Below are 26,993 nucleotides of genomic sequence, written 5' to 3'. Positions count from 1 at the left end.
ATCTGTGTTAGATCGACGTTTTCAATCTTTGCTAGCTAGAGGTTCTAGTATGGTCTAACTGTAACGGAACATGAATAGGCGTTTGGTCATAGTATGCAATATTGTCGATTAGCTTCAGTTTATCTTGGCAAAGCAGTTGAACCACTCTTGGGTAAAGCTGATGTTCGGTTGCCAGCACACGTTTCGCTAGGCTTGCAGCAGTGTCGCTTGGCTCAAGGGTGACGCTCGATTGCATGATTAGTGGACCGCCATCCAATTCAGGCGTCACAAAGTGCACAGTCGCGCCAGCGTGTGAGTCGTTTGCATCGATTGCACGCTGATGCGTATCTAAGCCGGGGTATTTAGGCAATAAGGACGGATGAATATTAACCATTTTTCCCAAAAAATGGTTAACGAAGGAAGCCGTTAAAATACGCATAAAGCCCGCTAGGATGACGTAATCTGGCTGGTAGTCATCAATGTGTTGACGCAACTGTTCATCGAAAGCCTCTCGGCTGTCGTATTCAGTATGGTCAATACAGAGCGCATCGGCACCCGCTTGCTCTGCTCGGATAAGGCCTCGTACATCGGGGCGATTAGAAATCACCGCGACAACTTGGCCGTTAATATCGCCGCGTTGGCAGGCGTCCAGCAAGGTTTGTAGATTGCTGCCGCCGCCACTGATTAATACAACTAATCTTTTCATGACTGCAGGTTGTTTCATTAGGCGCTTTTTAAACCGTCGATAATGACAGCGTCCTGTTCTTTAGGCTCAATGTTACCGAGGTTAAATACAGTTTCGCCTAGGCTTTCTAGTGTTGTTTGGATTGCTTCTCTATCTGCCGCTTTTACCACTAACACCAGACCAATACCGCAGTTGAAGGTGCGTAGCATCTCAACGTCAGTGATGTTGCCTTGACTTTGTAACCAGTCGAACACGGCAGGGCGCTGCCAAGCATTGGCATCGATTCGTACCGCTAGATCGTCAGGCAATACTCGAGGTAAGTTCTCCCAGAAGCCACCGCCGGTAATGTGTGAGATTGCATGTACGGTCTGTGTTTTTAACAGTTCCAATATCGGTTTTACGTAGATGCGGGTTGGTGCCATCAGTGCTTGCGCCAATGTTTGACCTTCGATGACTTCGGTACTGGCATCACAGCCAGAGACTTCAAGTACTTTTCGGATCAGTGAATAACCGTTGGAATGCGGACCGCTAGATGCCAAGCCAAGAACAGCATCGCCAGCAGCAACTTGGCTGCCATCAATAATGTTGCTTTCTTCGACAACGCCAGTGCAAAAACCAGCAAGATCGTAGTCGTCACCTTCGTACATGCCCGGCATTTCTGCGGTCTCGCCACCGACTAAAGCGCAGTTTGATTGCTGGCAGCCTTCACCAATACCAGCAACGACACGGCTGGCGATATCAACACTGAGCTTGCCGGTTGCGTAATAATCTAAGAAGTAGAGCGGTTCGGCGCCAAGCACAATGAGGTCATTGACGCACATTGCTACCAGATCAATACCGATGGTGTCGTGATGATCCAGCTCCATGGCAAGCTTTAACTTGGTACCGACACCGTCTGTGCCAGATACTAAAATCGGGCTTTTGTAGTGAGAGGGAATACGACATAACGCACCGAAGCCACCGATACCGCCAAGAACTTCTGGGCGACGAGTGGCTTTAACGGTTCCTTTAATACGTTCAACAAGAGCATTGCCTGCGTCGATATCGACACCGGCATCTTTGTAACTAAGAGAAGTCTTGTTTTGATCTGTCATTCTAAGCTCCGAGAATTTGACTGGCTGGGCGATGGGCGCGGATTGTATCAGGCTAAAACCGGATCTTCAGCATGTCCATTCGGTCAGTTTTTGTCGAGCAGGGCTTGTCTTTACCGGAAATAGCGTGACCGACTTAGCTCAATTTACCTATTCACGGCGTTTTTCCTGCACATTAGCCCTGATTTTTATTGTTCTGTCTGTCACAATAGCCATTTAAAATCAGACAGTTATTCTTCATTTACCTTTTATTTTTCGGTGTTGATATGAATTTTCCTAACGCTAGGATTCGAACTTATCATGGGCTTCGTGCTCTTTGGGTTAGCGTCATATTGTGTGTTGCCACTGCTACATCGGCATGGGCAGCGACAGACGTAGAGCTTTATAAAGATCAGGAAGTGATCAGCCAAAATGCCAATCAAGAAGAGCAAGATGAGGCCATTCGCAGTGCCTTTGAACGAGTACTGAAACGTGTCACAGGGCGTCAGGATGTTGTTGATGATCCAGCGTTGATCGATGCGCTAGAAAATGGCAGTCGTTATTTGAGTACTTTCCGCTTTGAAGCTTCTGATGAATTCTTCACTAATATTCTAGGTGAACAGATCCCAACCAAAACCATGATGTTGGAATTTGACGACACAGCGGTTAATTCCCTACTCATTGAATACCAGTTGCCGGTGTGGGGCAGCCGTCGGCCGGAAGTGTTGGTTTGGCTAGCGGATCGTTCACAAGATCGAGAGCACATTGTATCGGATGCAGATTCAGGACCGATTGTTGCGACCTTTGATCGTTTAAGCAGCCGATTGGGCTTGCCTTACATTTTGCCGATTATGGATTTGACTGACACGTTAAACATGGAGTTTCCAAATCTATATGGTTTGTTCTCGGAAGATATAGAAAAGGCGTCGAGCCGTTACACCGCCGAAGCGGTATTGGCTGGTCGATTGGATCGTCAAGGCAGCCGCTATAAGGCTGATTGGTTAATTTTATTTAAAGGAATGCGTATTCCTATTGAGACTGCAGAAGGTTCTCGACTTGAGGTCATTAATGCCGGTTTAGCCGCGATGGCTGAACAGTTGTCCGATCAATACGCTTACTTATCGGATGGTTCAGACGCAAGTAATATTCAAGTACAGGTTGTCGATGTGCATTCGGCAAAAACCTTTGCGGACATCGATCGTTATCTCGGCAGTGTTAATTTAATTACTCAGAGCACCTTGGCTGAAATCGCTGAAGATAAAGTGACCTTTAATGTCATGGTCAGTGGTACACAGCAACAGTTAGCGGATCTTTTATCGCTTGATCGAAAGTTAGCGCCTGAATTAGAGCTAACCTTAGAAGAGCAGCTCGACTCAACGCTGGTCTACCGATGGATAGCCTATTAACGAAATCTTATTTTCGCGAGTAGGTAAACAAACAATAGCTAATTGATAAGCAAAAAATAAAAGTCAATTAAGGGGCCGCAGGCTATGCAAATAACGGATTCACAAAAATGGTTGTTAGCCATTGCTTGCCTGCTGTTGGGTTGGCTATTGGTTAGCCTATCACCAATCCTAAGCCCTTTTTTGACTGCGCTATTGTTAGCTTATCTTGGTAGCCCATTAGTCGATCGATTCGAGTCTTGGAAGATGTCCCGAACAGGCGCAGTCGCCGTGAGCTTTTTATTGTTCTCTGTTATCCTGAGTATCATGACATTGCTGCTGATACCTGCAGTGATTCAGCAAATTGAATACCTAATTACCATGTTACCTAGCATGGGCCGCTGGATTAATCAGGTTGCCGTTCCTTATTTGGAAACAGCCTTAGGTATCGAGCTGATCGATTACGATTGGGCAGAGCTGTTTCAAAGCCTCGACTGGGGCGCCACCGGTAATATGTTAAAAGCCATATTAACCAACCTGACGCAGTCTGGGTTTGCCGTCGCAGGCTTTCTTGCTAACTTGGTTTTGATTCCCGTTGTCACTTTTTATCTATTGCGTGATTGGAAGCTCATTATTACGAAGCTTTCGGCGTTAGTGCCGCGTTATTACATCAGCACTTTGAGTAATATCTTCGCCCAGTGTCACGAAATGCTCGGTGGATTTTTCCGCGGTCAATTACTGGTCATGGTTGCGCAGGGAGTGATGTACTCTATTGGCCTTATGTTGATTGGTTTAGATTTAGGCTTGTTGATTGGTTTACTAGCGGGCTTGGTTTCTATTGTGCCTTACTTAGGCTCGATTATTGGAATATCAGCAGGCCTTATCGCAGCATTTTTCCAGTTTGGTGATTGGTTGCATATTCTGTTGGTGATCGTGGTATTTGGTGTTGGTCAAGCCATCGAGTCGACAGTGTTAACCCCGAAATTGATTGGCGATCGCATCGGTTTGCATCCGGTGGCGGTCATCTTTGCTGTACTCGCCGGTGGGCAGCTGTTTGGCTTTACCGGTGTTTTGTTGGCCTTACCAGCAGCAGCCATATTGAAAGTACTGCTTAATCGTGTACATCAAAGCTATCGTAACAGTAATCTCTATGAAGACCTTTCTAAAGCACCAGCAGACGTCGTATCTGGTGAAACGGATGAGGCTGATAGTCAGTGATATCAGCTACAGCCAGTCGATAAAGGAGCAGAGGCGTCAACATGTTCAAACGTATTATTTTTAATCTGACTAAATAGGTTTTACTGTGTCATCAGCGACGATTAACTCGCAAATACCTTTGCATATGAGCTATAGAGAAGATGCCGTCTTTGAAGATTTTCTACCGGGCCAGAATGCGGTTGCGGTCGGTCTTTTACGGCAGAGTCTGGCGAATTTAAGTGAGCATCTCATTTATCTTTGGGGTGCTCAGGGCAGTGGTGTCAGCCATCTGCTGCAAGCATCAGTCAATGATCTACAGCTGCAGGGGTTAAACGTTGTCTATTTGCCATTAAGTCAATGTCATGAATATGGCCCTGAGGCTTTAGATGGATTAGAGCAGTTAGATGCCGTCGCAATTGATGATATCGAACTTATTGCCGAAGATAGTGCATGGCAGGAAGGTCTGTTTCATTTTTATAACCAAATGCGAGACTCTGGGCGCTTACTGTTGGTCGGTGCTCAATCCAGCCCATTGCAAGCCAATTACACACTGGCCGATTTAAAGTCTCGGTTAAGTTCAGGCCTAACCTTACAGCTGTTAACGATGAGTGATGAAGAGCGCATTGATTGGGTGATCTGGAAAGGGCGTCGCCGAGGGTTAGTGATAGAGCGCGATGTTGCAGAGTTTTTAATTGTTCGGCATAACCAAAATATGCATAAGATGGTGCAAACCTTTGACCATTTGGATCAGGCATCGTTGGCAGAACAACGTCGTCTCACCATACCTTTTGTAAAGCAGGTATTGGGCTGGTAACGGGTTGCTGGTGGTTAGATTTTAGATAGGTATTTAGTTAATACTATACGGCGGCCAAACCGTGCAAAGCACGGTTTGGCCGAAAGAAATTATCTTCTTTTAATCGATGAACGGATTGCTATTGGGCAATTCGATTTCTCGTTCAAACTCACTCAACTTGATGCTGTTTTGAGTCATTTTAATATCGTCATCGCCCATCACAGATTCGCCAAACGAATAGATAACATCAACGCCGCTAGTGCATGCATGCTGATCAAAAGCCGCTTGTTGTTCAACAACCGCTTCATTCTTTGTTAAGTAAGACGACAATGCTTTTTCACCGTGACGTTGTTTTAGCAGCTGTTTGGTTTTTTCAGGTGATAAGATCAACGCGCTGGCGTTATTACCACCAAAACCTTTGGAATTAATCACTGCGCCGAGCATCTGTTCGCCCTGGTCGCCAACGGCTTGGTGATCCATCAGTATCGATAGGTTCTCAGTCTCAACATCGTCGGCAATGTGGTCAATCGACTTAATGCCCGGTATTAAACCGGTATGCCAAACACCTAGCGCTGCTGTGATTTGGTCACCTGCCGCAGGCCCAAGAGAATGGCCAAGATAAGATTTAACCGCCGAAACAGCCCACTGATCGATTTTAAAGGTGGCGGCAATATCGTTTAGGATTTTTGATTCGGTGACTCGGTTTTGCGGTGTGCCAGTGCCGTGAGCCATGACAAAGGTTTTATGTAAGTCGTCTTGCAGCACGGCATTAGCCAATGCAGTGGCGCGCGCCATGGTGACGTAATTACCAACACCAGGGCCTGAGATAGATTTTTTATTGGCATCGGCATTAACAAACACATCCGCCACAGAACCAAAGACTGTCGCTCCTAGATCCATGGCTAGTTCATCATCCATTAGGATTAAAAATTGAGCGGACTCAGCCATGGTAAAACCAGCATTGGCAGAGAATGGACGACAGGCTCGGCGATTGTCTGCCTGCTCGCTGTCGTCTAATGCTTTAAGTTGTTCATCTTCGGCCAATGCGCCCATGACTCGGAAGCCTTCCATGATCTCTGGCGTAATCGGTGCTTCTGCATTACCGACAATCGCAACACGGCAATTGCCAGCCTGAATATCGGTAATACCTTGGCGAAGGTTGTATAAAAAGGTTGCGCAAGCACCAGCATTGGAGCCGGTATTGCCGACGCTGTTGATGATATAGCTGTTAATAAAGTCGGCAGGCATTTCAGGCATGGCCAGCGGCATCATTTTCGATGTTGTCCGTTTGCCGTTATAACCGGCTTGGAACAGGCCTTTCATACCGAATTGATCTACTTGGCTAATCGATGAGCCCGCATAGACCGAAACATGTTCAGGCGAGACCGATTGCATGATCTGTTGCCACTCGATACCGATTGACTGTACTGCATCGGAAGCGCCATACACGGTCATTTGTAGTGCCCGTGGTTGATGCGCTGAATTATAAAGTGAGCCAGGATTAAAGCCGGTTGGCAGCTGGCCAGCGGAGCTTACTTTTGAGGTGTAGTTATCTGGAATAATGACATCCAGATCGCCTTCAACCTCAACAGTAACGAGACGATCCTGTTCGCTAATAATCTTCCAGTTAGCCGGTAAGGTTTGCGGTAGCTGCATCTTTTTAATTTGGAATTGTAAGGCTGTATTGGGCGTCAGCTGAGTTTTTTTGCCAGTGTCTACGGCATCAACATCATAATGGCTGGATTCAATACGGCGAATCAATGTACCGGCTAAGATGGCTTCTTTTAAATCGTCACGCTGACTATCAAGGCCCATCTGGGTCGCTAAGCTTTGCCATGTGGACTGCATTTGATCATCACTGAGCGCTTCATGTACTAAGCGTTTATGTCCATGGTGCATCGAACTACGGCCAGCGGCGTTTACGCCACCAAAGCCAACAATAACCGGCAGTTTTTTCATGACAAATCCTACAAACTTAATTTGTTGGTCAATATAGGTATTTTTTTCACTAGATGTTATAACTTTATGGTCATAATTTTTAGATTAACGGCCATTTATGAAAATAGCTTTTGTGTTGTTTCCGCAAATATTAACCACCGGAGTGTCTCTGCCCGCAGAAATGTATAACGCGGCAGCCCAAGCTCAAGGCGATTACCGTGGTCGAGAGCTGTCACTGCATTTTATTGCGCAAGCCAAAGGCTCGGTGCAAACCTCGGCGGGTATTCAGCTGGTTGCGCAGGAAGACTTTTCTGGCGACCAACGGTTTGATTGGATTTTTGTGCCGCCAATGTGGGGCACACCGTGGAAGTCACTGAGCAATAGCCAAGACCTGCAAGCCTTTTTGGTTCGTCAATATAATGCTGGCGCGCGCCTAGTGGCGACCGGTTCTGGCGTCGGCCATTTAGCTCAAGCTGGCTTATTGCATCATCGAGTCGCAACAACTCACTGGTATTATTTGCCTCGCTTTCAAGCCAAATTTACGGATGTGTTGTTCCAACCAGAGCACTTTATTACGCATCAGGACGGTATTTACTGTGCCGGCTCGATCAATGCTCAAACCGAACTGGTGCTGTACTTTATCAAGTTGCAGTTCGGTGAAAAGTCATTGGCATTGGTTGAACAGCAATTCATGCACGAATTAAAGCGCACCTTTGCAACACCCTTTTATGAGCCTGGTGGCAAACTCAATCCTGATGAGGTTGTGAGCTTGGCGCAAAGCTGGCTAAGAACGCACATGGCTGATGCTGTTTCTATAGCCGATGCCGCAGCCTATGTCGGGCAATCTGAACGGCAATTAAGGCGGCGTTTTCAGGCGGCAACGCAGGAGTCACCGCAGCAGTATTTAAGTCGTATTCGTATTGAAGAGTCGCAAAGTATGCTGCGTGAAACTAATGCTAACGTTGCAGATATCGCCAGTGCCTGCGGTTATTTAAATGTGGCTTATTTTTCTGCTTCTTTTAAGCGTCATACTAATATGACGCCGAGCGATTATCGCAAAGTAGTGCGTAATAAGGGCTTTTCTGCTTAGCGTTTTGTTTTTGTGGTAGTGCGAGGCTTGGCTTTTGCGTTCTCTATTTTTTTAGCGGTCTGCACCCACAGTAAAATGTAAGTGAATGTAGTCAGGTTAAAGGTAACCATGACAATGCCTACCGCAGCTTGAGCCGGGGTAAAGACTTTGATAATTGCCCACACCAAGTAGCCTAGTAGCAGATAGCTTAACCAGGTAAGGCTGCTGGTTGATGGCCGTATAATAGCAGGCAGAAAGGCTAATAATGGCAGCGTAGAAATAACCGCCCAAGCGAAACCAGTCGCCAGCCAATGGACGAATTCAGTGTTGATCAGTGAAGGGCCAGCAACAAATACCGAGGCCATGGTGGAAAGTAAAAATAACCAAAAATGCAGTTTGATTTTTTTATTAAGGTTCACTTGTGCTTTGTTCATTAACGGTTGGTACCTGTTGTGGGCTGTCGATTATAAAATAGCTTCAATGGCTTCTGTCGGGCGACCGATGCGAGCGCCTTTAGCGGTTATGACAATGGGTCGTTCCATTAGTTTGGGTGCTGTAACAATCGCTTCGATTATTTCATTGCGTGTTGAGGATTTTGATAATCCAAGTGTTTTGTATTCAGCCTCTTTGGATCGTAAAAGATGGTGAGGTTCAATGCTTAACAGATCCAAAAGCTTATTGAGTTCGCTGCTGTCCAGTGGTGATTTTAAATACTCTACAACTTCAGGTTCTATGCCGTGGCTTTTTAACAGGGCAAGTGCCTGTCGAGATTTAGAACAACGCGGGTTGTGATAAATAGTCGCTTTCATGCTGCATCCGTTTCTTCGTATTCGGTTCAGATCGTGTTAGTTTCAAACTTCTATATTTTATGCTGCAAGGTTACATCATTGCGAATTAATCAAAAACGCCTGTTTACATTTTTAAAAGCAGAATTGCCAACCATGAATCAAATTGGCCAGAGAGCCAGCGTATTAACCTTGACAACGCTATTTGCGTTGGTGCCAATGGTCAGTGGTATTTTATGGTTTATTAGTCTGTTGCCGGGTTTTCAGGAGCAGGTGTTAACACAGTTGGAACAGTTGCTGTCTTATTTGGTGCCAGAACAGGCGATCGCATGGCGAACTCGATTTGCTCTATGGAGCGATGATGTTCAGCATCTTAAAACCATCTCGGTGCTAATGTTTTTTGCCTCAATCGTTTTTCTTGTGAATCGTATCGACAGTGCTTTGTACGCTATTTTTCGTGTCGATCAACATAAACCACGTGGCCGCATGCGTTGGCTGCACTATCTGTGGTTGATGCCAGCATTAATGAGTGGCGTGTCATTATTAGTGATCATCACGATGTTACTGCAAATAGCATTAGGAACAGGGCTGTTGTTGCTGATTCCGAATGCCAACCTGACATCCATTCCTATTATGTGGCTGCTGTTGTGGCTAAGTTATCAGTTTGCCAGCCGCGGTACGGCTTCGAAGAAGGCTAATTTGGCGGTAGCGTTCTTGGTCACAGCAGCTTTCTATATTCTTAAGGTTTTGTTTGCTTGGCTCTATGTGACCTTGCCGAATTGGTCGCTAATCTACGGTATGTTTTCAGCCATCCCTCTGTTTTTACTGTGGTGCCAAACTGCGTGGAGTTTATTTTTATATGGCGCGTTGGTGCTAAAGTGGTTAAGCCATTCCAAACGCCAACAATTAAGCGATGCCACAATTTAACGCTGGGCATAAACTTTTTCTGTAGGGCTCAGGCTATATCAGAGGTGGGTTAGTCCGGTTGTTCGTTATCTGAATAAAACTCGAAGACTTTTTCCAATTCATTTTGATGCCACATTTGCGCTTGCGCACCCTCGTCACTGCCATGATAAAGATCGAGCTGTGTTAGGGTTTGGAAAAATCCCGGTCTAGGTATTGGATTCGCGCCCTTGCTGATCACCACAGCAGCTAGCTGAGGTAGACCAAGGTTGGCATCATCTTCTTGGCAGGCTTCAAGTAGGGCAGTTACTTTCTGGATCGATTGTGGTGGTTCAATACCGAGTTGCTGACATAAACTTTTATAGTCAATGGTTGTTGCCTGTTTAGCGTAAGAGACAAGGGTTTTGCGTACAGCGTTTGTGTCGATAAGATTTGCCATGCAGGGGTGTCCAACTCAATATCTTGCAAAGAAACAGAACTTTACTCTAAAAAGAGGCTCTGTAACAGAATGCCGAAGCGCTTCTCGGTTACTATTAGAGTATGTTTATTATCAATCTAGTTAATTTATCAAGGCATTTATCGTCAATGTATTTATCGTGTTTTTCTAAAGGTAGGCCTGTGCTTATGAAGTGGTTACTTGGCTGTGTTGTTGCGGTCTGTACTAGCTTTGCGTATAGCGTTGAATTTGCGCCAGTTGATGAGGCGTTTCAGCTTAATGTAAGCCGCAATGGCGATGAGCTGTATGTCGATTTTACCAATCTGCCGAACTATTACCTCTACAAAGACCATTATCAAATTCGCGGCTTTGATGGCTTTGATGCTTCTGAGCCACAGTTTAGTGTCAATGATGTGGTTCGCTATGATGAGACCTTTGATCAGCAAATGACGGTCTTTTATGGCTATATGGAAGTGACCCACAGCCTATTAAATGAGCAGGGTTATTTTGAAGTGACCTACCAAGGCTGTGCCGATGCGGGCTTATGTTATGCGCCGCAAAAACGTTATTTCGATGCGCAAGCTAGGGAAATTAGTGCACCGAATCAGACTGACCAAGCTAATCCGGTGACACCGCCTTCAAGTACTCAGCTAACCAGCGCAGTAATGGCCGCCGTGTTCGCATTGTTAGGCGGACTGGTATTAAACCTAATGCCTTGCGTATTTCCAGTATTATCGATGAAGGCGTTTAGCCTGACTAAACAATCCCAAGACTCTGCCACAGCGCGACGGCACGCGGTATTTTATAGTGCTGGTGTGATTCTCAGCTTTATAGCCGTTGCTGTGGTTTTGCTTAGCTTGCGTCATGTTGGCCAATGGGTGGGTTGGGGCTTTCAATTGCAATCGCCGATATTTTTGAGTTTGTTATTGCTGCTGTTTTTTATCATGGCGTTGGCGATGTCTGGCTACATCAGTATAACGGGGCGCTGGAGCAATGTAGGCCAGCGTTGGACTGAAAGCTCAGGCGTCACGGGTTCCTTTTTCACCGGCGTCTTAGCAACACTGGTCGCAACACCCTGTACCGCACCCTTTATGGGTTCGGCGATAGGTTTTGCGTTGTCTCAACCAGCCAGTGTCGGCTTGATTATTTTTGCCTTTATGGGGTTGGGCTTAGCGTTGCCAGTGCTTTTGATTGGTTTTATTCCTGCGCTGGCAGGGTTGTTACCTAAACCGGGTATTTGGATGGTTAACTTCCAACGATTTCTTGCCTTTCCATTACTGTTAACGGCTGTATGGCTGTTTTGGTTATTGGTAAGCGTCAAAGGTGATGCTGCGATTATCAGTATGGGAACGGTGTTGGTGTTGGTCGCTCTATTGTTTTGGCCACCATTAGCTGAGCGTAAAAATGGATCTAGCTGGCGAAAATCAACGCTTCAGGTGGTGATTCTATTGCTTACTGCATGGTTGGTTTTCAAGCCAGTTAAGCAGCAGCATGATTGGCTGGAATATACGCCACAATTATTGCAACAGTCATTGCAGCAAGACCGACCGGTATTGATAGATGTCACGGCAGATTGGTGTATTACCTGCAAAGTTAACGAAGTGGTTGCGCTCAGTGGCTCTCGATTTGATAGTTTGGTTGAACAGCTCGATCTAGTACTGCTAAGGGCTGATTGGACTGAGCCTTCAGCGGCAGTTGATGACTTGATTTCTCGCCACAATCGAGAAGGCATACCGCTTTATATCTATTATGCCAGTGCCTCAGCGCAACCGGTTATTCTACCTCAGTTATTAACGCCATCGACTGTCGAACAGTATCTAGTAACACCCTAATCGTTCGATTAGGGTGCTAGTCCTTTAAAAACACAGTCCTTTAGAAATACAGTCCTTCAAAAATCCTGCCTTTTAAAATAAGCAGTCAGATATTTTACTAATTTAGTGCTTTAAAAAAGCAAACCCTATTTGTTGTGCTAGCCTGAAAATGAGAGTCAATAAATATATCACTCTAAGAAAGCGGTCTAGAGTTTAACGAAACAATGATTAGGGTTGTTTTTAGGAGTTCTAATGTTTAAACAAGCATTAAAAAACCGCATTCAGTTGCTCGAAGAAGAGCTGTATGCCCTGAACCAAGTCAGGGACAGTTTAGAGCAAGAAATGCTAGTGATTCGTTTGTCGGATGACTTAGTCATTAGTTCGGTTAATTCATTGTTAGTGCGCGAAGTTGGTGAGCCAGAACAGTATTTTGTGGGTAAAAAAATAACCGACTTAGCACCGACCTACGCCCGCAACACTCCCCACTATAAAGCCTTGTGTAGTGCACTTCGGGATCAAAAGCATTGGGTTGGTGCGATGGAAGTAGAAAAGTCAGATGGTAAAGAATCTTGGCTTCGAGTTATTTTACAACCCATTATCGACGCGAAAACATCGAGGGTGAATGCCTTTACTTTGCATTGCTCTGATTTGACTCGCACGATTAGCCGCTCTCGTGAAGATGAAAATATCATTGCCGCATTGCAGCGTTCTATGGCGGTGATTGAATTTGATATGGATGGGCATGTTTTAACCGCAAACGAGCTCTTTTTATCTGGCATGGGTTATAGCCTTGATGAAATTAAAGGCAAGCATCACCGTATATTTTGCGCCGAAGAAGAATACAGCTCAGATAATTACAAAAAGTTTTGGCAAAGCCTTGGTCGCGGTGAATTTGCAGCTGCGCGCTATAAGCGGCTTGACAGTCAGGGCGATGTTGTTTGGCTAGAGGCGTCCTATAACCCCATATCAGATGTACATGGTCGGCTGTATAAGGTGATTAAATTTGCCACGATTATTACCGACCAGGTTTTAAAAGATTCGGCAGTTACGGAAGCCGCAGATATTGCTTTTTCAACCTCTAAAATGACCGATGAAAGTGCGCGTAAAGGCAGTAGCGTTGTGAAACAAACCATGGAGGTGATGCATCAGCTGTCTGAACAGATGGAGCAGGCAGCCGAAGGGATTTCGGAGCTCGATCAACAATCTCAATTAGTGGGTAGCATTATTCAAAGTATCAGCGGTATTGCAGATCAAACCAATCTGTTGGCACTAAATGCCGCTATTGAAGCGGCCAGAGCCGGTGAGCAGGGCCGAGGTTTTGCGGTGGTGGCAGATGAAGTTCGGCAGTTAGCGTCCAGAACCAGTGAGGCGACTGAAGAGATTGTCGGAGTAGTGACAAAAAATCAGGCGCTGGCTGAAAAAGCCGTCAACTTGATGAACCGAGGCAAAGAGCAAGCAGAGCAGGGCTTGGCGCTGTCAAATGAAGCGGGTGAGGTTATTGTCGAAATTCAAGATGGAGCACAAAAGGTTGTTGATGCCGTCGGACAGTTTTCAAACCAATTTAGCCAGTGACGCTAATCAATCATCTGGTTGAGGCTTTTTCTTCAATCAGATTGATTAGATTTTGATCGTTTGGTGGTTTTTAATTCAACGGATGTTTGTATTTGCGAAACAGTGACTTACTTTCATAGGCATAACCTATTATTCTTGCCCATTCGTTATTAAATCATCAATTTTTACTGCTGTTGCTTTTAAGGCCATTGTTTTGAATCAAACTCACATCCCTGCCATTCTGGATATCGAAGCATCAGGTTTTGGCAAGGGTAGTTACCCTATAGAGATTGGGGTTGCAACCGAATCTGGAGAAACCTTTTCTTGGTTAGTGAAACCTGAAGATGATTGGGTTCATTGGAATGAGGAAGCTGCCGAACTCCATAAAATTAGTCGCCAAGAGTTATTCGAAAAAGGCCTGAGCTGTCGTGAAATTGCACAGCTATTAAATGAAAAATTTGAAGGGCAGACTATTTATTCCGATGGCTGGGGCGTCGATTCTGGTTGGTTGGCGTTATTATTTTATACCGCAGGCCAGTCGATGTATTTTAAACTCGATACGTTGCCGAAGGTGATGACTCAATTTCAGTTAGAGCATTGGGATTTAACCAAAGAATTGTTGCGAGAGAAGTATGGTTGGCAGCATCACCGAGCAGGTATCGATGCGCATCTATTACAACTGACCTATCAGCGAACAGCCATTGAAGAACAGCTGAGTTAATTTAGGCGTGGATACTAACGTGAGTTTAGAGAATAAAATTATTCAACAATTGCAGCAATTTTCGCCGATACATCTGCGTGTCGATAATGAAAGCGATATGCACGCAGGTCCTCCTAATAGAGAAACGCACTTTAGAGTCGAAATGGTTGCCGAAGCTTTTCAAGGCTTATCCAGAGTAGGTCGCCACCAATTGATTTATGGATTGTTTGGTGACGATTTCCAAGCAGGCTTACATGCCTTATCTTTGCATCTTTATGCCCCTGATGAATGGCAAGGGCATGCGCCACAATCGCCGCAGTGTGCTGGCAATCATTAACGAATAGTTTTATTTACTGGGCGCGTTAAATAATAAGTAGATGTCTGTCAGCACTTCAGGGATATCACTGAACATCTGCTGTAGCAGTTTTGGCTGTTGATAGAGTTTTTGAAAGTCCGCTTCTTCTTCAAAAAAGCCAGAGGCGGTTTCAATCGGCAATAATAATAGCGCCAGCTGTTCTTCGTTCGGGTGTTGCCACTGTTCTGGTAATTCAAACACCACTTCCATGAAACCTTGACACCAAGCTTGCATGTCTGATTCTTGCCAGTCAACACTAGGCTCAAAGGTTAATGAAATGGTATCGTCACTGTAGAGTTCTTCAGCGATGGTTTGGCTTAACTCGACGCAGCTCTGAGCAAATACAGCGGCTTCTGCTTCTGGTAAGTCGGTTAAAGGTTGGTCAATGGCGGCATTTAACCATTCGTCACTCAGCGGTTCACCGCATAGATGTAATGCTGTTAAATAACCATGTAAACCATGAATATCAAAACAGTCTTCAGAGCGGTTATCGGATTCAAGCCAGTCGGCGAGTGCATCAAGATCGTATGTTGACATCGTATTCGTCTATAAAAAAATAACATTATATCTGTTTTATACAGGGTCCGCTTTATTGATTTTTAATGAAGTCTTTAAAAGCAATCAAGCCCTCGTTACAATCGGCCGCCTGCGTCCCCTTGGCACAGCTGGATAGCGCGACTCCCTCCTAAGGAGTAGGTCAGAGGTTCGAATCCTCTAGGGGACGCCACTTTTTAAAAAATATAAAAACGATGTTTGATCAGAGGTTATAATTTTACTTTGTTGTTTGCTGCCTGCTTTTATAGTTTTGGTTTTTATGGCTCTAGTGTTTCTATCGGAGTGATATAGACTAAAACTCCAAACTTTGGATTATCAAAGTAATGAATCTCTCGGCTGCGCATGCGGCGATTCTCCTTTAATTCGATATCGGCAACTGAGACGTAAAACTCATCAGAGCCTTCTAAATCGATATTAATAAACGGAGAGTTATCATTAAGTAGCGAAGTAAAGTCATCTTCAGTCGTTGGCGGCTGTAGCGATGGCAGTGTCAGTTCCGGAGTTTCAATAACACTGAACGGATCTTCGCTGATTTTGTATTCGGTAAGATGAAGATCTGCAGCTAAATGCAGATAACGTTCAACATAAAGGTTTATGTAACCTTGGAACTCATATTGACGACCGTACTGTTCGCCACCTTCTAGCCGAATTGGGATGACTTCTTCACGGTTTGGTACCGGTTGATTCCAAACATCATGAAATAAAACCTGATAACCATCTTGGCTATCTAGCCGATTACGTTCGCCTCTAAGTTGATAATGTTCACTCGATAAAGCTCGGAACGAACTGAGGCTGCCATCATTAATAAATTCATCTATGCGAGTGCTTGAAAGTGGCTCACTTAAGCTGAGGTTCCTATTGCTGTTGCGCAATTCTATATAGTCTTCAGGGTGTTCAATTTGACTAAAAGCAGGCCAAACCTCGGGGTTGTCAACCTCGGTAGCTGGGTTTTTAAAGGCTAGAATTTCAATTTGAAACCAGCGCTCCTGCGGCTCTTCTTCTTCGGCCACAGCGTAGTTGGCGGCTAATAACAAAGATGCGAATGCCAGTAGCAAGGCTGCAAGGGGTGATAATGTTTTTCTCATAATATGTAATCTAAGATGGCGTTAGTTGGTTGAGAATCGACTCTATAGTCTCAAATCGTTGCTCTGCTGTCTCGGTGTCTATGGTAAATTTAAGCTGCGTTCCCTTTGCTAAAGCGTAACGATGCGACTGTTGCTGCACCAGCATTACGATCTTCACTGGGTCAACGGTGGTTCGTTGACCAAACTCGATGGTGCCTTGCTTTGCATTCATATCAACTCGCACCACACCAAATTCGGCCAGTTTTAGGCGTAGCAATGTTTGCTGGCAGAGGTTTTTTACTGGCTCGGGGAGCAGCCCAAAGCGGTCGATCATCTCCACTTGCAGCTCACGCATATCTTCAGCGCTGTTAACACTGGCTATGCGTTTGTATTGTGACAACCGAAGGTTGATGTCGTGAATGTAATCTTCTGGAATGATGCAGGGGATGCGCAAATTCACATCAGGGCCGTTATCTTCTAGGCTCTCTAGAGATACCTTTTCACCTTTTTTCAGTGCGGTAACGGCTTTATTGAGTAAGTCCATATAGAGTGCAAAGCCAATGCCTTCAATGTGACCACTTTGTTCGTCGCCCAGTAATTCACCGGCACCTCGAATCTCAAGATCGTGCGTTGCTAGAGTAAAGCCTGCGCCTAAGTGCTGAGACTCAGCAATGGCTTCCAGTCGCTTTTGTGCATCTTTAGTGAGGCTTTTCCAGCCCGGTGTAATTAGATAAGCATAGGCTTGGTGGTGTGACCGACCAACACGGCCGCGTAACTGGTGCAGCTGAGCAAGACCGAATTTGTCGGCTCGTTCAATGATAATGGTGTTGGCGCTTGGCACATCGATACCGGTTTCAATAATGGTGGTACAGAGCAATACATTGAAACGCTTATGGTAAAAATCACTCATTATACGTTCAAGCTGACGCTCAGGCATTTGGCCGTGTGCGGCAACAACGCGAGCCTCGGGCACTAATTCACTGAGCCAGCTTTGGGTTTTTTCGATAGTGCTGACTTCGTTATGTAAAAAATACACCTGTCCGCCACGTAATATTTCCCGTAATACCGCCTCTTTGACTAAGGCATCGGATTTTTCACGTACGAAGGTTTTTACCGAAAGTCGTTTCGACGGAGGTGTTGCGATGATGCTTAGATCTCGCACACCGGACATCGACATATTCATCGTTCGCGGAATAGGAGTCGCGGTTAATGCCAGAATGTCGACGTTCGCGCGCATTGATTTTATCGCTTCTTTTTGAGCCACGCCGAAACGGTGCTCTTCGTCGATAACGAGCAGACCTAAATTTTTAAATTTAACCGATTTTTGAATCAGCTTATGTGTGCCTACGATGATATCGATTTTGCCATCAGCAAGCCGCTCAAGAATGGATTGCGTTTGAGCTGTGCTGTTAAATCGGCTTAAAACCTCGATGCTCAGCGGCCAGTCAGCAAAGCGATCTTGAAAGCTTTCAACGTGCTGTTGAGCCAGTAGGGTGGTTGGCACTAATACCGCAACCTGCTTACCGTTGTTGGCGGCTAAAAAAGCTGCGCGCATTGCAACTTCGGTTTTACCAAAACCAACATCACCGCAGACTAGGCGATCCATGGGTTTTTTCTGGCGCATGTCAGCAATTACAGCGTTAATCGCAGTGGCTTGGTCGTCGGTTTCTTCAAAGCCAAAACCGGAAGCAAACTGCTGGTATTCGGCATCGTCCAGTTTAAAACCAAAGCCTTCTTGGGCCTCTCGTCGGGCATAGATATCGAGCAGCTCGGCCGCCGTATCACGAATTTTTTCCGCGGCTTTACGCTTGGTTTTGGCCCAACGGTCGTTACCGAGTTTATGCATTGGCGCATAGTCAACGTCGGCACCAGAATAACGACTAATAAGGTGCAAGTTGGCAACCGGAACATAGAGGTTACTTTCGCCATGATAAGTCAGCTTTAAGAACTCTTGTGCATGACCGTCTACTTCTAGCGTTTCCAGCCCTTGATAGCGACCAATGCCGTGATCGAGATGCACAACTGGTACGCCGATATGCAGCTCAGCCAAGCTTTTGATGATTTGATCGTCGTCACTGGCGGATTGTTTTTGGCGACGACGACGCTGAGCAACGTATTCACCAAATAACTGCGTTTCGCTAATTAAGGTTACTTTGTCTTCGGTAAGCACTAAGCCATTCGAAAGAGGCGCGCTGGTCAGCCCCAAGCGAATGCTTTTGTTACTTAAAAAGCTTTCGATGCTGTCAACATCTTGCGCGCTGATTCGAATACGATTCAGTAGTTCACGCATGGCTTCGCGGCGACCTGCCGATTCGGCACAAAATAAGACGCGATGATCGGTCTCTTTTAAGAAACACTCCAATCGATTGAGTGGCTCCTGTGCTCGGTGATCGACAGGATAGGCGCTAGGTTTGCTGAACGGCAAGGCATTGGCATCAGACTCGTCGGAGGCATGTGTCGACAGTTGCAAGCAGGGGTATTCATTCAGCTGCTGGAAAAAAAACTCTTTAGGAATAAACAGCTCGGCTGGAGACAGGATCGGGTTTTGGATATCGTGGCGGCGGTTTTCGTAGCGGCTGTTAATCTCCTGCCAGTAACGGTCGACCGTTTCAGATAAGTTATCAAAACGTACAATCAGCGTATCAGACGCTAGATAATCCAGTAGTGTCGAGGTTTGGTCGTAAAATAACGGTAGGTAGTATTCGATGCCAGGTGAGGCGATGCCTTCGCTGACGTCTTTGTACAGTGTGTTTTTGCTGAAATCGGTTTCGAATCGCTCACGGAAATTTTGCCGGAATAGGTTGATGCCGGCTTCATTTAATGGCACCTCTCGGCCTGGCAGCATTTGAATGCCATCGATCTTTTCCGCGGTGCGCTGTGTTTCGGGGTCGAATTGACGAATGGTTTCAATGGCATCATCAAATAGCTCGATCCTGACAGGAAACTCGCTACCCATTGGATAAACATCGAGTAGGGCACCTCGTACGGTGTATTCACCATGTTCATAAACAGTGTCGGTAGCTCGATAGCCGGCTTTTTCGAGCTGTTTTCGCTGTTCATCAAGGTTCATCGATTGACCAATGTGCCAATCGATCGCGCCACCATGAATGGCACTTTTCGGCGCTAGTCGATGCAAGGCGTTCGCGGCCGTGGTTAAAATAATGGCGTTGGGTTGATGATTGAGCTGGTTCAGCAGCCCAAGGCGTTCAGAAATAATGTCTTCGTGTGGCGAGAAGTTATCGTACGGCAGCGTTTCCCAATCTGGAAAGCGCAGAACTTGCCAGTCTTTATTGACGTGATAGGCCTGCAAATCGGTATAGAGTGTTTCCAACTCGCTGGGCGAATTGACAATGCAGACTAGGGTATTGCTAGACTCCTGCTTTATCGCACCCAGTACGTATGCGGGTGCCGAGCCATAAAGGTTCGAAAGGGTTTTGCGATCGCGTGGTGCGCTGGGTACAAAGGATAGAAGCTGTTTCATGATGGCTGTTGGGTGCAGTGTCGTCGAACATTGAGCGCGCATCCTAGCTAAAATTAGAGGAGGACGCGAGTATCATGCAGTTTAGATTGTCATCTGAAGATCAGTGTCTACACTCAAAATGGATGAACAAAGGCGTGACTTCGTCTTAAAGTATGACTAATCGACAAGAATAACACCGGTAGCCTTATAACTCGTTGATCTTTATACTGTGATTGAATTTTTTGGGGAGCTCCAATAAAAGCGCTGAATATAAAGTGCTGGTGGATCGCTCGAAATGAATTTGACCCTAGATCAGACTTTGAACGTAAAGTTATCAGAGTGCTGTTTCAAGTCGTCATCGGATAATTAAATATGATAACCATCAAAAAAGGACTAGACCTTCCTATCTTAGGCTCACCAAAGCAGGAGATCAGCGAAGGGCATAGCATTAAACACGTCGCTTTGGTTGGTTACGATTATCACGGTATGAAACCAACTATGTTGGTTCGTGAAGGTGATAAAGTAATAAAAGGCCAACCGCTCTTTACCGATAAAAAGAATGAAGGTGTAACCTATACCGCACCTGCAAGTGGCTCGGTAAAGCAGATCAATCGAGGTGCTAAACGAGTTTTTCAATCGTTAGTCATTGAAGTTGAAGGCGAAGATTCTGTTAGTTTTAACGCATACAGTGAAGAGCAAATAGCTGCGTTAGATCGTCAAGCTGTTGTTGATCAGCTGGTTGAATCGGGTCAGTGGACAGCACTGCGCACCAGACCCTATTCAAAAGTTCCAGCGATTGATGCAACGCCTGCCGCTATTTTTGTACAGGCAATCGATACCAACCCTTTAGCAGCCGACCCTCAAGTGGTTATTGCCGAGCGTTCTAGAGATTTTCAGCTAGGGCTTTCGTTACTGACTAAATTAACTGAAGGTAAGGTTTGGTTGTGTAAAGCGCCAAACGCTGATATTCCAACGGTTGATGGTGTTTCTGTTGAAGAGTTTGCAGGTGTTCACCCAGCGGGTAATGCCGGTACTCATATTCATTTCTTAGATCCGGTGTCGCTGACTAAAACGGTTTGGACTATTGGCTACCAGGACGTCATTGCTTATGGCGCATTATTTAAGTCTGGTGAGATCGATACAGCGCGTGTTGTTTCGTTGGCAGGTCCAGAAGTGATCAAGCCTCGTTTAGTCAAAACTCAGCTTGGTGCATCGATCGATGAATTGGTCACTGGTGAGCTGCCAGAAGGTGATTTCCGACTTATTTCCGGCTCTGTATTTGGCGGACGTACTGCCAGCGATACCGTTGCTTACTTAGGTCGCCACCATACTCAAGTCAGTGTTTTGGTTAACGACTATAGCCGACCGATGATTCACTTCTTGCGTTTGGGTGTTAATACTCATTCGGTGAAAACGACTTTCTTGTCATCGTTATTTAAAAATAAGCTGTTTAATTTCTCAACATCGACCAATGGCTCTGAGCGAGGCATGGTACCGATCGGTAATTACGAAAAAGTGATGCCGCTGGATATCTTGGCGACTCAGTTATTGCGCGCCATTGTTTGTGGTGATTTGGAATCAGCCGAGCAGCTAGGTGCTTTGGAGTTAGATGAAGAAGATCTGGCACTTTGTACCTATGCTTGTGCAAGTAAGTACGAATATGGCCCGATTCTTAGGGATACATTAACAAGAATTGAGGCGGAGGGTTAAACCATGGGGCTTAGAAAGTTTTTAGATGATATCGAACCTCATTTTCATAAAAACGGTAAATATGCCGCGCTTTATCCATTATACGAAGCCTTAGAAACGGCTCTCTATAAGGTTAATTTTACTACTAAGTCGAACGCTCACGTTCGCGATGGTATCGACCTTAAGCGCATTATGATTATGGTTTGGCTGTTTGTTTTCCCGGCCATGTTCTTTGGTATGTGGAACTTGGGTTATCAAGCAAATACGGCGATTGCCAGTGGTGCCGGTGTTTTACCAGATGATTGGCACGGTTGGTTGATTAGCCTGCTGTCGAGTAATAATCCTGCCAGTTTGTGGGATAACTTCTGGTACGGCGCGGTATTTTTCTTGCCCATTTATATCACCACCTTTGCGGTTGGTATCTTTTGGGAAATTTTATTTGCGTCGATTCGAGGTCACGAAGTTAATGAAGGTTTCTTTGTGACATCGATTTTGTTTGCGCTGATTTGCCCGCCATCATTGCCGTTGTGGGCCGTTGCCTTAGGCATTAGCTTTGGTGTGGTATTTGGTAAAGAAGTGTTTGGCGGTACCGGCAAAAACTTCTTAAACCCAGCGTTAACGGGTCGCGCATTTTTGTACTTTGCTTACCCAGCTTCTATGTCCGGTGATGCTATCTGGACTGCTGTTGATGGTTTCTCAGGTGCGACCGCATTGAGTTATGCCTTTAGTGAAGGTCTTGTTGATGGCAAGCTTGGTGATATCTCTTGGTTGCAAGCATTCTTTGGCTTACAGCAAGGTTCTATTGCCGAAGTTTCGACTTTGATGATTCTTCTTGGTGGTGGTGTGTTAATGCTAATGGGCATTGTCCAGTGGCGTATTGTTGCCGGTGTTTTAATCGGCCTGATTTCAACAACATTGCTATTGAATGTTATCGGCTCAGAAACTAACCCAATGTTTGCTTTGCCTTGGTATTGGCACTTTGTGATTGGTGGTGTGGCTTTCGGTACCATGTTTATGGCGACTGATCCTGTTTCTGCATCAATGACCAATGTTGGTAAAATTTGGTTTGGTGCACTTGTCGGCGTTATGACTATCTTAATTCGAGTCGTCAACCCTGCATTCCCAGAAGGCATTATGTTAGCCATTCTGTTTGCAAATATCTTTGCGCCAACGATTGATTACTTTGTTGTGCAGCGAAATGTTAAAAGGAGACTGGCTCGTGGCTAAGAATAAAGATTCCATTCTGTATGTTTTCACAGTCGCATTCTCGGTTTGTCTTGTTTGTGCTGTTGCTGTGGCAAGTGCTGCGGTTGGCTTACGCTCCTTACAAGAGCGCAATAAAGAGCTTGATCTAAAAAGTAATATTTTGGCTGCCGCAGGCCTATTGCAAGAAGGCGTTTCTGTAGAAGAAGCTTTCTCGCAGATCGAAACTCGCTTAGTGAATATCGATACCGGTAAGTTCTCAGATGAGTTTGATGTCGATACCTTTGACCCTGTTGCTGCCGTGCGTGATCCTGCGATCACCACTGCATTGAGTAAAGAAGAAGACATCGCTGCTATTAAACGCCGTGAGAACTACACAGAAGTTTATTTAGTACTCAATAGCGAAGGCGGGATTGAAACCTTAATTTTGCCGATTCGTGGTTATGGTTTGTGGTCGACCTTGTGGGGCTTTATTGCTCTAGAGTCTGACCTTAATACTGTTGCTGGCCTTGGTTTTTATTCTCATACCGAAACTCCAGGCTTAGGCGGTGAAGTCGATAATCCAGCTTGGAAAGCTCAGTGGCCAGGCAAAGAGATATTGAATGAATCTGGTGAGCTTGCTATTGAAGTGACTAAAGGTGGTAACGCAGATCCAAACAGCAGCTATCAGGTCGACGGCCTTTCTGGAGCGACCCTAACAACCAAAGGTGTTAATAACCTCGTTCGTTTTTGGTTGGGCGAAGATGGATTTCAACCCTTTATTAATAACTTGAAAGCAGGAGGTGCTTGAGATGTCTGATACACGTAAGATTCTGTTCACGCCTGTTCTGACTAATAACCCGATCGCAGCTCAGATCCTTGGTGTCTGTTCTGCGTTAGCGGTAACCACTAGCCTAAATGTTACTCTGGTCATGTGTATTGCACTGACTTCTGTGACGGCTTTTTCTAACTTTTTTATCTCTTCGATCCGTAACTATATTCCAAGTAGCATTCGTATCATTATCCAGATGACGATTATTGCTTCGTTGGTAATAGTGGTTGAGCAGGTATTAAAAGCCTTCGCTTATGATATTTCTAAGCAGCTGTCGGTTTTTGTCGGTTTGATTATCACTAACTGTATTGTGATGGGTCGAGCGGAAGCCTTTGCTATGTCTAATCCGCCGATTCCAAGCTTTTTAGATGGTATCGGAAACGGTTTAGGCTACAGCACGGTGTTGATTTTTGTCGCAACGATTCGTGAGTTGTTAGGTTCAGGCAGTCTTTTCGGTTTCGAAATTATCCCGCTCACCACTAATGGTGGCTGGTACGTTGCAAACGGTTTATTACTGTTACCTCCAAGTGCGTTCTTCTTGATTGCACTATTTATATGGTTGTTACGTACTTATAAGAAAGAGCAGGTTGAAAAGGCCGATTACAAAATTGCCAGCAACAGCAAGCAGGAGGCGTTATAAATGGAAGGTTTATTGAGTTTATTTATACGCGCTATTTTCGTAGAAAACATGGCGTTAGCATTCTTCTTAGGAATGTGTACCTTCCTTGCTATTTCTAAGAAGGTGTCGGCAGCGATTGGTCTAGGTATTGCGGTAATTGTTGTTCAGGCAATTACGGTGCCGGTGAACAATCTTTTATATACCTACGTATTACGTGATGGTGCGCTCGACTGGACTGGCCTAGATGTTAACTTAAGCTTCTTAGGACTCTTAAGCTACATTGGTGTTATTGCAGCAATTGTTCAGATTATGGAGATGATCTTAGATCGTTTCTTCCCAGCACTCTATAACGCCTTAGGCGTGTTTCTACCACTGATTACAGTGAACTGCGCCATCATGGGTGCATCGCTGTTTATGGTTGAACGTGACTATAATTTCAGTGAGAGTGTGGTTTACGGTGTGGGTGCAGGTGCAGGTTGGGCATTAGCCATTGTTGCACTGGCAGGTATTCGTGAAAAACTAAAATACAGCGATGTTCCAAAAGGCTTGGAAGGATTAGGGATTACTTTTATTACTGTAGGCCTAATGTCTCTTGGATTTATGTCGTTCTCCGGCATTTCGCTATAAAAGGATACTCAGATGGCTACAGAAATTATTCTTGGTGTTGTGCTATTTGCCGTTATCGTATTGGCATTGGTCGCAGTGATCCTGTCTGCACGTGCCAAGCTGGTAAATAGTGGCGACGTTGCTATTGAAATTAACGAAGACGCCGAAAAAACCATCAGTGTTTCGGCTGGTGGTAAGCTATTGCAAACGCTTGCGGCTAACGGCGTGTTTTTGTCTTCTGCTTGCGGCGGTGGCGGTACATGCGCTCAATGTAAGTGTAAGGTCTTAGATGGTGGCGGTAGTGCTCTGCCAACAGAAGAACCTCACTTTACTAAGGGTGAGCTTCGAGAAGGCTGGCGCTTAGCCTGTCAGGTTGCTGTGAAGCAAGACATGAAAATTGATGTCGAGCCTGAGGTGTTCGGTGTTAAAAAATGGACTTGTGAAGTGGTTTCTAACCCGAACGTAGCGACCTTCATTAAAGAATTAACGTTGAAATTACCAGAAGGTGAAAACGTTGATTTTAGAGCTGGTGGTTATGTGCAGCTTGAATGTCCAGCGCATGAAGTTCACTACAAAGATTTTGACATCGATAAAGAATATCACCCTGATTGGGATAAATTTAACATTTGGCAATACAGCTCGAAGGTAACTGAGCCAGTTATTCGTGCTTACTCAATGGCTAATTACCCTGAAGAGAAAGGCCTAGTTAAATTTAATATCCGTATTGCGACACCGCCTCCAGGCAGTGATTATGCGCCAGGCCAGATGTCTTCTTATGTGTTTAGCCTAAAACCGGGTGACAAAATCGATGTTTATGGTCCGTTTGGTGAGTTCTTCGCCAAAGATACCGATGCAGAGATGGTGTTTATCGGTGGTGGTGCAGGTATGGCACCAATGCGTTCGCATATTTTCGATCAGCTGAAGCGTTTGAACAGCACTCGTAAAATGAGCTTCTGGTATGGTGCTCGTTCTATGCGTGAAGCGTTCTATATGGACGAATACGACATGCTGGCGAAAGAGAATGAGAACTTTAACTGGCATCTGGCGTTGTCTGATCCAATGCCAGAAGATAACTGGGATGGCTACACTGGATTCATCCATAATGTGCTTTATGAAAACTACTTGAAAGATCATGAAGCGCCAGAAGATTGTGAGTACTACATGTGTGGGCCTCCAATGATGAATGCTGCTGTTATTAAGATGCTCGAAGACTTAGGTGTTGAGAGCGAGAATATTCTTCTTGATGACTTTGGTGGCTAATCGTCAGTGATTCGCGTTTTCTCATTTCCCGCAGCAGTACTGATCTTTATCAGTCTGCTTGCGGGCTGTTCATTATCGGATAAAGACACGCTGCAAAGCTTTAGTGGCTATGCGATAGGCACCAGCTATTCGATCAAATATGTCTCGCAGAATACAGAACCTCAGACATTACAATTAGGCGTCGAAGGGGTTCTTAGTAAAATAGACCGCCTGATGTCCACCTACTTACCCAAGTCTGATATCTCCACTATCTCAGCGGCACCCATTAATCAGCCCATCAAAATTGCCAGTGAAACTGCTGAAGTTTTGCAGGCAGCATTGTCTATTGCGGCGGCTACCGATGGACGCTTTGATCCAACTATTGCTCCATTAGTTAATTTGTGGGGCTTTGGTCCTGTCATTCAACGACATCAGCTTCCAAATCCCGATGATATTGATAGGTTATTGGCCCGTATTGATTATCGAGCATTAGATGTTCAGCTAGACGATCCTCAAGTTACCAAGTTTAAAGAGTTGGAGCTGGATCTTTCTGCGATCGCTAAAGGCTATGCGGTCGATCAGATTGCTCGCTTTTTAGAGGCGAAAGGCATTAATAACTATTTGGTTGAGGTCGGTGGTGAAATGAGGCTGTCAGGTCTAAAGCCAAATAATGAGTCTTGGCGCATTGCCATTGAAAAGCCAGATGTGGCTGAACGATCGGCTTATCGTGTTTTAGCTGTTTCTGATATTGCTATCGCGACCAGTGGTGATTATCGTAATTACTTTGAAATCGATGGCAATCGTTACAGTCATACCATTGACCCAAGTACAGGTTACCCGATCGTACATAATCTAGCGTCTGTCACCGTGATGATGGACAGCAGCATGCAAGCCGATGCTTATGCCACCGCCTTTTTGGTGATGGGCGTAGAAGAAGCTTTCAGCTATGCTGAAGCTCACAATATAGCCGCATTTTTTATAACCAAGGCGGATAATGAAGAAGGCTTTGAGTCGCTTCAAACCAGTGCCTATTCGGCGTTGATCGAGAAATCTCAAACTCATTAGCAGTGAGCGCCTTCAAATAAAATAATAG

General features: G+C 45.3%; 25 protein-coding genes and 1 tRNA gene. 17 read left to right on the top strand and 9 right to left on the bottom strand.

Translation table 11 applies throughout. The features are described 5' to 3' along the window. Positions 1 to 31: 31 nt before the first annotated feature. Entirely contained in the window at positions 32 to 703 is a 672-nt protein-coding gene (gene purN, locus FME95_RS03335; protein WP_187265429.1) for a phosphoribosylglycinamide formyltransferase, read from the bottom strand. After that, complete coding sequence (purM, locus tag FME95_RS03330; RefSeq protein ID WP_147713010.1) at positions 703 to 1,758, bottom strand: phosphoribosylformylglycinamidine cyclo-ligase; 1,056 nt, start codon at positions 1,756 to 1,758, stop codon at positions 703 to 705. Before purM ends, purN begins: the two co-directional genes overlap by 1 nt. Before the next feature lie 263 nt (positions 1,759 to 2,021). Here purM and FME95_RS03325 point away from each other — a divergent pair, with 263 nt between their 5' ends. The 3 genes from FME95_RS03325 (at position 2,022) to hda (ending at position 5,127) form a co-directional block, all read left to right on the top strand. Continuing rightward, positions 2,022 to 3,140 carry a DUF2066 domain-containing protein gene (locus tag FME95_RS03325; RefSeq protein ID WP_147713009.1) on the top strand — a complete coding sequence of 373 codons (1,119 nt, stop codon included), beginning with the start codon at positions 2,022 to 2,024 and terminating at the stop codon, positions 3,138 to 3,140. Between the two features lie 84 nt (positions 3,141 to 3,224). After that, the gene (locus FME95_RS03320; protein ID WP_147713008.1) at positions 3,225 to 4,334 is read left to right on the top strand and encodes an AI-2E family transporter; all 1,110 of its coding nucleotides are present in this window, start codon (positions 3,225 to 3,227) and stop codon (positions 4,332 to 4,334) included. Between the two features lie 85 nt (positions 4,335 to 4,419). Continuing rightward, positions 4,420 to 5,127 carry a DnaA regulatory inactivator Hda gene (gene hda, locus FME95_RS03315; protein ID WP_147713007.1) on the top strand — a complete coding sequence of 236 codons (708 nt, stop codon included), beginning with the start codon at positions 4,420 to 4,422 and terminating at the stop codon, positions 5,125 to 5,127. Positions 5,128 to 5,226: 99 nt separating this feature from the next. On the opposite strand, the gene FME95_RS03310 is transcribed toward hda, so the two are convergent. Next, complete coding sequence (locus FME95_RS03310) at positions 5,227 to 7,065, bottom strand: beta-ketoacyl synthase (RefSeq protein ID WP_147713006.1); 1,839 nt, start codon at positions 7,063 to 7,065, stop codon at positions 5,227 to 5,229. A 97-nt stretch (positions 7,066 to 7,162) separates the two neighbouring features. Here FME95_RS03310 and FME95_RS03305 point away from each other — a divergent pair, with 97 nt between their 5' ends. After that, entirely contained in the window at positions 7,163 to 8,134 is a 972-nt protein-coding gene (locus FME95_RS03305) for a GlxA family transcriptional regulator (protein ID WP_147713005.1), read from the top strand. Here the strand turns inward: FME95_RS03305 and FME95_RS03300 are convergent. Further along, the gene (locus FME95_RS03300) at positions 8,131 to 8,547 is read right to left on the bottom strand and encodes a DUF2069 domain-containing protein (protein WP_147713004.1); all 417 of its coding nucleotides are present in this window, start codon (positions 8,545 to 8,547) and stop codon (positions 8,131 to 8,133) included. The two genes, FME95_RS03305 and FME95_RS03300, sit on opposite strands and share 4 nt — an antisense overlap. A gap of 30 nt (positions 8,548 to 8,577) precedes the next feature. Next, on the bottom strand, positions 8,578 to 8,922 hold the full coding sequence (arsC, locus tag FME95_RS03295; RefSeq protein ID WP_147713003.1) for an arsenate reductase (glutaredoxin): 345 nt from the start codon (positions 8,920 to 8,922) through the stop codon (positions 8,578 to 8,580). Positions 8,923 to 9,000: 78 nt separating this feature from the next. Between arsC and FME95_RS03290 the strand changes: the two genes are divergently transcribed. After that, complete coding sequence (locus FME95_RS03290; RefSeq protein ID WP_147713002.1) at positions 9,001 to 9,825, top strand: YihY family inner membrane protein; 825 nt, start codon at positions 9,001 to 9,003, stop codon at positions 9,823 to 9,825. 49 nt (positions 9,826 to 9,874) lie between these two features. Here FME95_RS03290 and FME95_RS03285 read toward each other — a convergent pair whose 3' ends face one another. Beyond that, positions 9,875 to 10,240: a hypothetical protein gene (locus tag FME95_RS03285; RefSeq protein WP_147713001.1), complete on the bottom strand. Its 366-nt coding sequence runs from the start codon at positions 10,238 to 10,240 to the stop codon at positions 9,875 to 9,877. A 185-nt stretch (positions 10,241 to 10,425) separates the two neighbouring features. Between FME95_RS03285 and FME95_RS03280 the strand changes: the two genes are divergently transcribed. The 4 genes from FME95_RS03280 (at position 10,426) to FME95_RS03265 (ending at position 14,636) form a co-directional block, all read left to right on the top strand. After that, on the top strand, positions 10,426 to 12,069 hold the full coding sequence (locus tag FME95_RS03280; RefSeq protein WP_187265428.1) for a protein-disulfide reductase DsbD family protein: 1,644 nt from the start codon (positions 10,426 to 10,428) through the stop codon (positions 12,067 to 12,069). 231 nt (positions 12,070 to 12,300) lie between these two features. Beyond that, positions 12,301 to 13,620: a methyl-accepting chemotaxis protein gene (locus FME95_RS03275; protein WP_147712999.1), complete on the top strand. Its 1,320-nt coding sequence runs from the start codon at positions 12,301 to 12,303 to the stop codon at positions 13,618 to 13,620. A 193-nt stretch (positions 13,621 to 13,813) separates the two neighbouring features. After that, positions 13,814 to 14,320, top strand: coding sequence for a 3'-5' exonuclease (locus tag FME95_RS03270; protein WP_147712998.1), 507 nt, complete (start codon positions 13,814 to 13,816; stop codon positions 14,318 to 14,320). Positions 14,321 to 14,339: 19 nt separating this feature from the next. Then, positions 14,340 to 14,636 carry a BolA family protein gene (locus tag FME95_RS03265; protein WP_147712997.1) on the top strand — a complete coding sequence of 99 codons (297 nt, stop codon included), beginning with the start codon at positions 14,340 to 14,342 and terminating at the stop codon, positions 14,634 to 14,636. A 9-nt stretch (positions 14,637 to 14,645) separates the two neighbouring features. Here the strand turns inward: FME95_RS03265 and FME95_RS03260 are convergent, their stop codons facing one another. Beyond that, positions 14,646 to 15,191, bottom strand: coding sequence for a YecA/YgfB family protein (locus FME95_RS03260; protein WP_147712996.1), 546 nt, complete (start codon positions 15,189 to 15,191; stop codon positions 14,646 to 14,648). 113 nt (positions 15,192 to 15,304) lie between these two features. Between FME95_RS03260 and FME95_RS03255 the strand changes: the two genes are divergently transcribed. Next, positions 15,305 to 15,381 (top strand) — tRNA-Arg (locus tag FME95_RS03255). A gap of 85 nt (positions 15,382 to 15,466) precedes the next feature. On the opposite strand, the gene FME95_RS03250 is transcribed toward FME95_RS03255, so the two are convergent. Both FME95_RS03250 and mfd read right to left on the bottom strand, forming a co-directional pair. Next, on the bottom strand, positions 15,467 to 16,294 hold the full coding sequence (locus FME95_RS03250; RefSeq protein WP_147712995.1) for a CsiV family protein: 828 nt from the start codon (positions 16,292 to 16,294) through the stop codon (positions 15,467 to 15,469). 10 nt (positions 16,295 to 16,304) lie between these two features. Continuing rightward, positions 16,305 to 19,754 (bottom strand): transcription-repair coupling factor, encoded by a 3,450-nt coding sequence (gene mfd, locus FME95_RS03245; RefSeq protein ID WP_147712994.1) that lies wholly within the window; start codon positions 19,752 to 19,754, stop codon positions 16,305 to 16,307. A 351-nt stretch (positions 19,755 to 20,105) separates the two neighbouring features. On the opposite strand from mfd, the gene FME95_RS03240 reads away from it, so the two are divergent. From FME95_RS03240 to FME95_RS03210, 7 genes are read left to right on the top strand one after another with little or no spacing between them, the layout of a single operon-like run. Continuing rightward, positions 20,106 to 21,443 (top strand): Na(+)-translocating NADH-quinone reductase subunit A, encoded by a 1,338-nt coding sequence (locus tag FME95_RS03240; protein WP_147712993.1) that lies wholly within the window; start codon positions 20,106 to 20,108, stop codon positions 21,441 to 21,443. A gap of 3 nt (positions 21,444 to 21,446) precedes the next feature. Beyond that, the gene (locus FME95_RS03235) at positions 21,447 to 22,649 is read left to right on the top strand and encodes an NADH:ubiquinone reductase (Na(+)-transporting) subunit B (RefSeq protein ID WP_147712992.1); all 1,203 of its coding nucleotides are present in this window, start codon (positions 21,447 to 21,449) and stop codon (positions 22,647 to 22,649) included. Further along, positions 22,642 to 23,415, top strand: a complete 774-nt coding sequence (locus FME95_RS03230) for a Na(+)-translocating NADH-quinone reductase subunit C (RefSeq protein WP_187265427.1) — start codon at positions 22,642 to 22,644, stop codon at positions 23,413 to 23,415. The genes FME95_RS03235 and FME95_RS03230 overlap by 8 nt, the downstream gene beginning before the upstream one ends. A 1-nt stretch (position 23,416) precedes the next feature. Beyond that, positions 23,417 to 24,076: an NADH:ubiquinone reductase (Na(+)-transporting) subunit D gene (locus FME95_RS03225; protein ID WP_147712990.1), complete on the top strand. Its 660-nt coding sequence runs from the start codon at positions 23,417 to 23,419 to the stop codon at positions 24,074 to 24,076. After that, positions 24,077 to 24,682 carry an NADH:ubiquinone reductase (Na(+)-transporting) subunit E gene (gene nqrE / locus FME95_RS03220; RefSeq protein WP_147712989.1) on the top strand — a complete coding sequence of 202 codons (606 nt, stop codon included), beginning with the start codon at positions 24,077 to 24,079 and terminating at the stop codon, positions 24,680 to 24,682. Between the two features lie 12 nt (positions 24,683 to 24,694). Beyond that, positions 24,695 to 25,921, top strand: coding sequence for an NADH:ubiquinone reductase (Na(+)-transporting) subunit F (gene nqrF / locus FME95_RS03215; RefSeq protein WP_147712988.1), 1,227 nt, complete (start codon positions 24,695 to 24,697; stop codon positions 25,919 to 25,921). Positions 25,922 to 25,927: 6 nt separating this feature from the next. Continuing rightward, the gene (locus FME95_RS03210; protein WP_147712987.1) at positions 25,928 to 26,965 is read left to right on the top strand and encodes an FAD:protein FMN transferase; all 1,038 of its coding nucleotides are present in this window, start codon (positions 25,928 to 25,930) and stop codon (positions 26,963 to 26,965) included. Positions 26,966 to 26,993: the final 28 nt, after the last annotated feature.

The sequence above is a fragment of the Reinekea thalattae genome (assembly GCF_008041945.1).
Taxonomy (GTDB): Bacteria; Pseudomonadota; Gammaproteobacteria; order Pseudomonadales; family Natronospirillaceae; genus Reinekea; species Reinekea thalattae.
The sequence above is the reverse complement of the archived record's forward strand: the minus strand, read 5'-3'. Positions and strand labels throughout refer to the sequence as shown.